Origin of the sequence: Polaromonas sp. (genome assembly GCF_030680935.1) — a bacterium.
Taxonomy (GTDB): domain Bacteria; phylum Pseudomonadota; class Gammaproteobacteria; order Burkholderiales; family Burkholderiaceae_C; genus Polaromonas.
In genome coordinates this window covers 123,061-130,947 of the sequence record NZ_JAUXUP010000065.1, presented here as the reverse complement: position 1 = coordinate 130,947, position 7,887 = coordinate 123,061, and the positions used below count along the sequence as shown (strand labels likewise).

At 65.8% G+C, this 7,887-nt stretch carries 8 protein-coding genes; 2 read left to right on the top strand and 6 right to left on the bottom strand.

Going from position 1 to position 7,887, the window contains the following annotated elements; all coding sequences use genetic code 11:
• From Q8L50_RS16305 to Q8L50_RS16280, 6 genes are all read right to left on the bottom strand, one after another.
• Positions 1–1,278 (bottom strand): cytochrome c (locus Q8L50_RS16305; RefSeq protein WP_305349685.1); only part of this gene is annotated, 1,278 nt, incomplete at its 3' end.
• Positions 1,275–1,961 (bottom strand): c-type cytochrome, encoded by a 687-nt coding sequence (locus tag Q8L50_RS16300; protein ID WP_305349691.1) that lies wholly within the window; start codon positions 1,959–1,961, stop codon positions 1,275–1,277. The genes Q8L50_RS16305 and Q8L50_RS16300, both read right to left, overlap by 4 nt.
• Before the next feature lie 35 nt (positions 1,962–1,996).
• Positions 1,997–2,368 carry a hypothetical protein gene (locus Q8L50_RS16295; RefSeq protein WP_305349684.1) on the bottom strand — a complete coding sequence of 124 codons (372 nt, stop codon included), beginning with the start codon at positions 2,366–2,368 and terminating at the stop codon, positions 1,997–1,999.
• A gap of 172 nt (positions 2,369–2,540) precedes the next feature.
• The gene (locus Q8L50_RS16290) at positions 2,541–3,302 is read right to left on the bottom strand and encodes an alpha/beta fold hydrolase (RefSeq protein WP_305349683.1); all 762 of its coding nucleotides are present in this window, start codon (positions 3,300–3,302) and stop codon (positions 2,541–2,543) included.
• Positions 3,299–4,360 carry a M14 family zinc carboxypeptidase gene (locus Q8L50_RS16285; protein WP_370869819.1) on the bottom strand — a complete coding sequence of 354 codons (1,062 nt, stop codon included), beginning with the start codon at positions 4,358–4,360 and terminating at the stop codon, positions 3,299–3,301. Before Q8L50_RS16285 ends, Q8L50_RS16290 begins: the two co-directional genes overlap by 4 nt.
• A 125-nt stretch (positions 4,361–4,485) precedes the next feature.
• Positions 4,486–4,788 (bottom strand): 2Fe-2S iron-sulfur cluster-binding protein, encoded by a 303-nt coding sequence (locus Q8L50_RS16280; RefSeq protein ID WP_305349682.1) that lies wholly within the window; start codon positions 4,786–4,788, stop codon positions 4,486–4,488.
• A 199-nt stretch (positions 4,789–4,987) separates the two neighbouring features.
• Between Q8L50_RS16280 and Q8L50_RS16275 the strand changes: the two genes are divergently transcribed.
• A complete protein-coding gene (locus Q8L50_RS16275) occupies positions 4,988–6,631 on the top strand; it encodes a hypothetical protein (protein WP_305349681.1) in 1,644 nt (547 codons plus the stop codon).
• A gap of 61 nt (positions 6,632–6,692) precedes the next feature.
• A complete protein-coding gene (locus Q8L50_RS16270; RefSeq protein ID WP_305349680.1) occupies positions 6,693–7,865 on the top strand; it encodes a hypothetical protein in 1,173 nt (390 codons plus the stop codon).
• Positions 7,866–7,887 lie beyond the last annotated feature (22 nt).

Below are 7,887 nucleotides of genomic sequence, written 5' to 3'. Positions count from 1 at the left end.
CGCCCGCATCCGGTTGACCTCGGTCGGCGTCACTTCCGCCGCCTGGTTGCCCCAGGCGCTGCGCAGGTAGGTCAGCAGCGCTGCCAGATCACTGTCGTTCAGCACCAGCACAAACGGCGGCATGCCAAAGGGGCGCGGGTTGCCGGCGGTGGCCGGTGCGTAACCCCCGTTCAGAACCACCTGGACCAGGTTGGCGCTGGAGCCCATGGTCACCGCGCGGTTGCCGGCCAGCGGCGGGTAGGCGCCGGGCACGCCTTGCCCCTGATCGCCGTGGCACTGGGCGCAATGTTTGTCATAGAGTTTTGCACCGGCCACAGAGGCGGCCCATGTGCCGCTGGCGGCGCGCTGGACGCTCGCCAATGCTGTGGGCGGGAGGGATTTCAGAAAAACCGCCATCGCCCCCAAGTCTGCCTCGTTCAGGTGCTGGGTGCTGTGCAGTACCACCTCGGCCATGGGGCCGAGCACCGAGCCGCGCGGCGAGACACCGGTTTTGAGCAGGGCCACGATGTCTGTCGGGCTCCAGTCGGCCACGCCGGCTTCCAGCGCCGACGTGAGGGATGGCGCATACCAGTTCTGCATCGGGATCAGGCCACCGGCCAGGTCCAGCGGCGTGCTGCTGGCGCCCAGGGCATTGCGCGTACTGTGGCAGGCGCTGCAATGGCCCAGGCCGCGTACCAGGTAGGCGCCGCGGTTCCATTCGGTGCTTTGTTGCGTGTACGGCTGGTAAGCGCCAGGGCTGAAGTACAGCGCGCGCCAGAGTGCCAGCGCAGCCTGGGTGTTGAAGGGCCAGCGCAGGGTGTGTGCTGTGGCAGGCTGCACCACGGGGGGCAGTTGCATCAGGAAGGCGTGCAACGCATCCGAGTCGGCGCGCGTGACTTCGGTGTAGTTGGTGTACGGAAACGCCGGATAAAGCAGACGGCCGTCTTTGGATTGGCCGTGGTGCAGGGCACGCCAGAAGTCGCTGGCCGACCAGCTGCCTATGCCGGTCTGCGGATCGGGCGTGAGGTTGCTGGAGAACACCGCACCAAACGGCGTGTTGATACTGCGCCCGCCCGCATAGGGCACGCCGCCGCGCGCGCTGTGGCAGGCCATGCAGTTGCCGGCCCGCGCCAGGTAGGCACCGCGCGCTGCCAGGGCTGGCTTGTCGGCCACCGCCGTGTTGGTTGGGTAGGTCGTGGTGTCATCGACTGGGCCTCTGAGTTGCCAGGCCACAGTGGCCACTGCCGCCAACAGCAGCAGGGCCGCCCCGGCCAGGACCCAGCGGACAGCGTGTTTCATGGTGGACTGACCCGGGGTGCTGGCGCGCTGCCGCAGACCGGCCGGTCCAACTCTGCGGCGGGCGCACGCGCAACCGGTTTGCCGCCCCTTGCCCCCCCGGGAACCGGCTGGGCTGCCAGCCAGCTGGTGGTGGCGTGGATGTCTTGGTCGCTCATGCGCGCCACGATATGCGCCATGCAGTCGGGCGCATGGGCACGCCGCTGGCCGGTGCGCCAGGCGCCCAGCTGGGCATTGAGGTAGTCGCGCGGCAGGCCTAGCAGACCGGGTATGTGCGGGGCCACGCCGGTCAGCGCCGTGCCATGGCAGCTCGCGCAGGCCGGCAGGCGGTGCGCCGCGTCGCCCTTCAGCGCCAGGGTCTGCCCACGCTGCAACACATCGGGCGCTGTCGCTGGCGGGGCGGGCGGCGGATAAGTCAGCTCCAGCGCCGAGAAATAGGTGGCGATCTCCATCAGGTAGACATCGCTGAGCGGATCGACCAGCTGGGTCATCAGCGCGTAGTGCCGCCTGCCATCGCGGAAATTCAGCAGCTGGTTGTAGAGGTAGCCAGCCGGCTTGCCAGCCAGGCGCGGGTAATAACCATCCGGTCCTGCGCGGCCCTGGGCGCCGTGGCAGGCGGTGCAGGCCAGGGTGCGCTGGGCGATGGTGTTTTCAAAAGGCGCGCTGTGTGCCGGGCCCGCCGCCATCGCAATGGCCAGCAGCAGAAACCGCAGGCAGCCGGTCACCGCGGGCTGGAGCGCAGGCAGGCCAGAAAATGATCCCAGCTGGTCTGTACTTCCTGGACTCGGGCGCCTTTGTCGAGCACGGCACCACCGGCAGCTTCGGTGCGGCGCACCACCTTGGCCAGCGCGCTGGCGGGCAGGGGGCCGATCTGACCGCGCAACTCGGCGGCTTTGAGCCGCATGTTGGCAATGGCGGCCCGAGCGACGGATTTGTTGGCTGAGCAGGCAACCCCGCACACCAGTTCGGCCATTTCAGCCAGAGCCGGGTCCAGGTACCAGACTGCCGCTGTGCCCAGCGCCAGCGCCCAGGCGCGCTTTTGACGTACCGGGCCTGCCGGGGGTTCAAAATTCGGGGCGCTTGGTTTGATCATGGAGGGGTCGGTAGGTGACCTTAGCGGGAAAAGCTGAATTTTCCCTGACTGCCACCGGCTGCGCCCACGCTGCGCGGCAAGACCCCGTAGCCTTCCGGCCCAATTTTCAGGAGGGGAAATAGCCTTTTGTCCATACCCCCTATGCGTAGGGGGCTATAAAAAAAGGAGCAAATCAGCGGTTGACCAACCATTGGGCAATGCGCTGGCAGACCCAGTCGGCATCGTCATGCGGCAGGTCGTGGCCGGCCCAGGGGTGGGTCTGATGACTTGCCTGCCATGCGCTGGCCACGGCTTGCGAGCACTGCGGGTGGACCAGCCCGTCGCCGCTGGCGGAGAGCAGCAGGGTGGGACAAGCAGGCGCTGTGGCTGCGGCAGAGAACCGCGCCGCCGCCCAGAGCTGTCGCCAGGCGTTGGCGGCACTCACGGGTGCGCTCTGACGGATGCGGCGCCATGCCGCCAGATCGTCCTCGCGCCCAGCGCCTCGGTTACAGGTGAGTTGGTGAATCAGCCGCTCTGCGGGGTCGATCTCGCCCCAGTACCAGGCCAGCCGCACCAGCGTGCGCCAGGTCTGCAGGCCTGGCCCCGGGCGCAGCCGCTCGGTGACGCGGCTGAAAGGCCGCATGCTGGTGTTGATCAGTACCAGCCGGACTACTTCATGCGGGTAACGCTGCGCCCAGTCGGTGGCCACCATGGCGCCCAGCGACATGGCCAGCAGGTTCCAGGGCGGCTGCAGGCCCTGCGCGCGCAACTGGCCGCGTGCAAACTCCACCATCGCGGACACCGAGGTCGCAGACGGCTGGCGGTGAAACATGCCGTTGCCCGGCAGGTCCAGCAACACGGCGGGGTCGGTGCCCAGCGCCGCGGACAGTTGGCCGGGAAACAAGCCCCAGTGCCGCGCCTCGCGCGTCAGGCCGCGCAGCAGCACCCAGCTCATGGCGCGCGCCTGGGCCGCCAGTGGGCGGTCGCCAGTCTCAAGAGCCGGTTGCGTTGCTCGTCGACCGGCAGCCAGCCCGGTGCGGCATAAGCGGCGCGGGTCAGAAAATCCAGCAGGTCGGCATGCCGGCGCAGGACACGTTTGATGCGGTGTGCCTTGATCGGGTTGAAGATGCCATGGCGCGAGAAAAGCTGACGCGGGTTCTTGCGTATCCACAGCCAGGAGCCCAGCTCCAGCGTCATGGGCAGAAAAACATGGTCGGCCGGAGTTTGCTCATAGGCATGGTCCCAGAGGTCGCCGTGTAACAGGTACTGGTTGCTTTGCGGCTCAAAGCTGTAGTCGTGGTGTGGCATCGATTGCTCGAGCATGGTCTTGAGCGCATACATCTCTGGCAAGTGGGCCATCAGGCGCCTGGTTTTGGCGTACGGAAACCAGATGCTGTCGGCAAAGCCATAGCCCGAGTGGCAGTCCAGCGCCAGGCTGAACGGGTGGCTGGCCAGTTGCTCACGCACCACCCGCAGCAGCGCTGCGCTTTCGGTCTCCATGGGCGCACCGGGTCGGCCGCAATACCAGGGCAACTGCGGGCCCAGCGTTTGCCCGCCTGCAAGAAACGGCACCCGGCTTTCAGCGCGTTGCGGTGCGTTGCGCATCAGGTCCACCCCTTTCGGGTTGGCGCGTTTGTGCGCCCACATGCCGCCGGGGTTGACGATGGGCATGAACACCAGCCGCACGTGTTGCAGTTGCCGGTGCAGCAGTTCGTCCCAGTTCAGGCGAAACAGCAGTGCCCGCATGTAGGCCAGGATCAGCTGCGTACCGATACGCTCCAGACCGTGGATGCCGCCAAAAAAGCCGATCACCGGCGCAAGCGGGTCGGCGCTGCCTATGCTGGCTGTGTAAAGCGGAAAAGAAGGGCCGGTGGTGTGTACCTCGCCCACCGCCTGCACCTCAAAGTGCGCGCCACCGGCCAGCAGGATGGCCTTGAAGTCCTCCTGTTCACCAAAGGTCGCGCTGGCGTCCTGGGTCCGGGAGAAACGATAGCCGTCGGCAGCGGTGGGCATGGAATCCATTTGGCTATCGTTGCAGACTTGTGTGACAACTCGGCAGGCGCTTCAGCCAGACCCAGAAGTGCTATTGAAAACATAGCTGTTTACGCAAGCGCAGAAAGGGCTGTAGCCTGTTTTTGTCATGATTCCTGGGCGGGTGCCTGAATCACCAGGTCAGAAGCGGGGTAGGCCACGCAAGGCAGGATATAGCCATCGGCCTTTTCTTCAGCGCTCAGGCCCGGCCATTCCATGCGGTAAACCACCTGGCCGCTGGCCAGGCGGCAGAGGCAACTGCGGCAGGTGCCGTTGCGGCAGGAGCTTTCGATCCATACACCAGCGGCCAGCGCGGACTGCAGGACGGGCAGCGAAGTGGGTGCATCAAAAGGCCGGCCCGCAGCGCCCACGCGGACCTGGAAAACATCGTTGTTGGATGCGGCAGGCATGCGCTGGAGTTTAGGGGCTGGTGACAGCGACCGTGTGTAGTGGGTCGGGCAGGGTGGGCAAGGCCGGCTGCGCTGCATCACTGCTGGCAAGCCGCGCTCTCAGGGGCATGGTTTTCTCCCCTATTTGTAGGTTGCCGGGATCCATAGACCTGATTACAAGGTCGGGATGCCGTCTCTTCAGCTGGCAATGGAGAAAAAAATGCGTGATATCGCCTTGCGCAGTTCATGGGTCCTGTGCATTGCTGCATTGGCCAGTGGCTGTTCCGTGAACCCGGTTGTGCCCTGGACAGTACCCGCCCGTACCGGCCAGCCCCTGACCAATCTCGACTACGCGGAGACTTATGCCCAGACTGTGCAGGGGGCCTACAAGAACGAGATTTCCCGCCAGGCGGGTATGTCCAATGACCTGGCCAGCGGCCTGGTGGTCGCCGGCGCCCTTGCCTTGGCGCTCGCAGCCGGCAAGGCCAGCAGTGGTACGGTCGCTGGCGTCGCCTTGATAGGCGGAACCGCCTATGCCATTGGAAACATGAACTTGAACAAACAGCGCCTGCTGATTCTGCAGGCCGGCCACGAGGGTATCGGGTGCGCCCGCCGCGCGGTGATACCGCTGCGAATGACCGATGGTGAGCGGCGCGACATTGAAAAGGCGCTGATGGATCTTGATGCGGCTGGCCCGGGACTGAGTGCGCCAGCTGCACGAGTCCGCACATCCCTGGCGGCCTACCTGCAGGGCGGCGCACTGGCCACCTCCGAGTTGTCTATCCGGGCGTCGGCGGCACTGGCGGCCGCGGCGGAAGTCGCCGACGCTGCTGCGGCTGCCTCAGGCAGCGGCCGGATACTCGTCACGCAAGCGCGACACGCGGGCGACAACCTGATTGCAGCCGTTGACAAAATCGACGCAGCAGTGATCCGGGCTTCGCTGGACACCATGCCTGACCTGACATCCGTGCCCAAGGTGATCGCGGGTTTGGCCGGCTACGCCGCGCAGATCGCGCCTGGAGCCGGCGTTGACAAGATGATTTCGGGCGGACTGGCGGCTCGCAACCCTGAAACGCTCAAGAGCGGGACACTTCCGGCGCAGGCTGCGGCACACAGCGACCTGCTTGCGGCGACCCTGACGCTCGAAGCCGTCACTGCCGGGGTGCAGGGCCAGGTGCGGGTTGTCCAGTCCTATCTGCGGGCCTATCAGCCGGGCACGGCAGCGCTGGAAGCGCTCAAGGACTGCGGCGTGACCGACGTCTATTTCCCGCTCAAGGCCAGCATTGACAAACTGGCGTTCCCGGGCAACGTGGACGCAAGCAAAGGTTTTGCACTCAGCGGCGGCACCCGGCCCTATGTGATCGAGTTGACCGACACGCCCATCCAGGGCCTCACGGTGAAAGGGCCCGCACCTTTCGAGACCCGGGTGCAAGTAAGCGTCACCAAAGATGTCGCCAAGCCGCAAACCACCTCGATTCTGGTGATGGACTCATCCAGCCCGATGAAAACGCTGGTGGTCCCGATCACGATTGGCGCAACGGCGGAAACCGGCAAGGCGCCTGTGGCCGGCAACACGCCGGTGGCGCCCACCTCATCCGGCACGGTTCAGGGCCTGGTCAAGGCCCTGAACGACGGATTCGTCTTCTCCATAGCGCAAACGCAGGTCACGCTTGGCGACAAGGCCCAGGAAAAAGACGGCGTTGTGACGGTGGGCGTCAAGTGTGCGCCCAAACCCGGCCGACCCTTTCCGCAGACGGCTTTTCGCGACAAGCTGCTGGCAACCATCGCCCCGGACAAGAGCTTGCTGCCGCTTGCAAGCAGTTTGAAGGTTTTGCCTTCCAATGCCTGCGTCAGCGAAAAATAGCCGGAAGCCGGCTCCTTTGCTGGCGCAAGCAACAAGGAAAACCGGTGCATGGGCGAGACGGGTGGAGAGCGACTCACTGCGCCATCCGGCGCAGGTCCTGAAGGCGGCGCTGAAGACCTGGCGTTCGCTCAGGCACATCGACATGCGCCAGTGCTTCCAGCTTGTCGACGAACTGGCCCAGGACCGCGGCCCTGAACTGACGCTTGCCTTTGGCAGCGTCGTCATGGTTGCTGCCGGATTCCGGCGCCGCATGGGCCGCAGCGGCCAGGCCGGACGCACACGGGAGCCCTGCGTTGTTTTTGTTGTGAAGGACAAGTGGCCCGACGAGCAGGGCAGGGAAAACGACCCGCAGAAGATACCGCGCTATCTGCTCGCCCATGCCACGGTTGACGGGCAGCGTGTAGCCTGCGCCATACCCACGGATGTCCAGCCGCATGAATGGTTTTACGGCGCCCGTTCGCAAGGGGCTGTCACCCTTCAGGTCGGCCTGGGCCAGACGGCCGGGACGGGCGCTGCCGCCTGCGCTGTCCGGCTGGGGGTAGGGCCGCATGCCATGAAGTTGCTCATGAGTGCGCACCATGTGTTGAGTCCGTTTCCCGATGTGACCGCACGCCTGCCGCGCCCCGGTTCGCCGGTCTCGCGGCTCGCACCCGCAGGTGCGCAGCCTTTTGCGACCAGCAGCGCCTGGGGAGGGGCGATGCGCGCCGATGGGCAGCCCAGCTTCGATGTGCAGTTTGCAAAAGTCTCTGACTGGACGGCCGCGAAGTCCGCGCTATCCGGGTTGAAGCTGTCGGTTGACATGGCCTATGCCGGCAGCGCTGCGCAAGTCATGGCGCTGGGTGAAGTCGCCGCTTTCGAGATTCTGGTACCAGCGGACAACCCCGGGTGGCAGGGTGGCCCGCGTCCTGTTGCGCGGGCTGCGCTTGATGTGATCCTGCCCGACTCCTACGGTTTCGACTGCGCCGTGCGCGAGAACGGCGCCTTTGCCGAGCGCCATTTGGTCTTCACCCGGCTCGTCCGGATGAGGCTGCTGGCGAATGCCGGCCAGCTCCTTCCGGGTGACAGTGGTTCGCCCGTTGTCGCGCGCCGCGCCGACGGGAGCCACACGCTGATCGGCCTTTTCATCGCATCAGGCAACGACTATGCCTACGCCATTGCATCCTGGCAGCTGTTCGACACCAGCTACTACGCGCGCTTGCCGGGCGATGGGCCGCTGGTGCCGGTGGCGGCCTGAATTTTGTTCGACCCCCAAGGAG

What these genes read in the sequence shown, in the direction of transcription:
- Q8L50_RS16300 (WP_305349691.1), bottom strand. Translation starts at nt 1,961, where the DNA reads ATGGCGGCGGGCCCGGCACACAGCGCGCCTTTTGAAAACACCATCGCC.
- Q8L50_RS16295 (WP_305349684.1), bottom strand. Translation starts at nt 2,368, where the DNA reads ATGATCAAACCAAGCGCCCCGAATTTTGAACCCCCGGCAGGCCCGGTA.
- Q8L50_RS16290 (WP_305349683.1), bottom strand. Translation starts at nt 3,302, where the DNA reads ATGAGCTGGGTGCTGCTGCGCGGCCTGACGCGCGAGGCGCGGCACTGG.
- Q8L50_RS16285 (WP_370869819.1), bottom strand. Translation starts at nt 4,360, where the DNA reads ATGCCCACCGCTGCCGACGGCTATCGTTTCTCCCGGACCCAGGACGCC.
- Q8L50_RS16280 (WP_305349682.1), bottom strand. Translation starts at nt 4,788, where the DNA reads ATGCCTGCCGCATCCAACAACGATGTTTTCCAGGTCCGCGTGGGCGCT.
- Q8L50_RS16275 (WP_305349681.1), top strand. Translation starts at nt 4,988, where the DNA reads ATGCGTGATATCGCCTTGCGCAGTTCATGGGTCCTGTGCATTGCTGCA.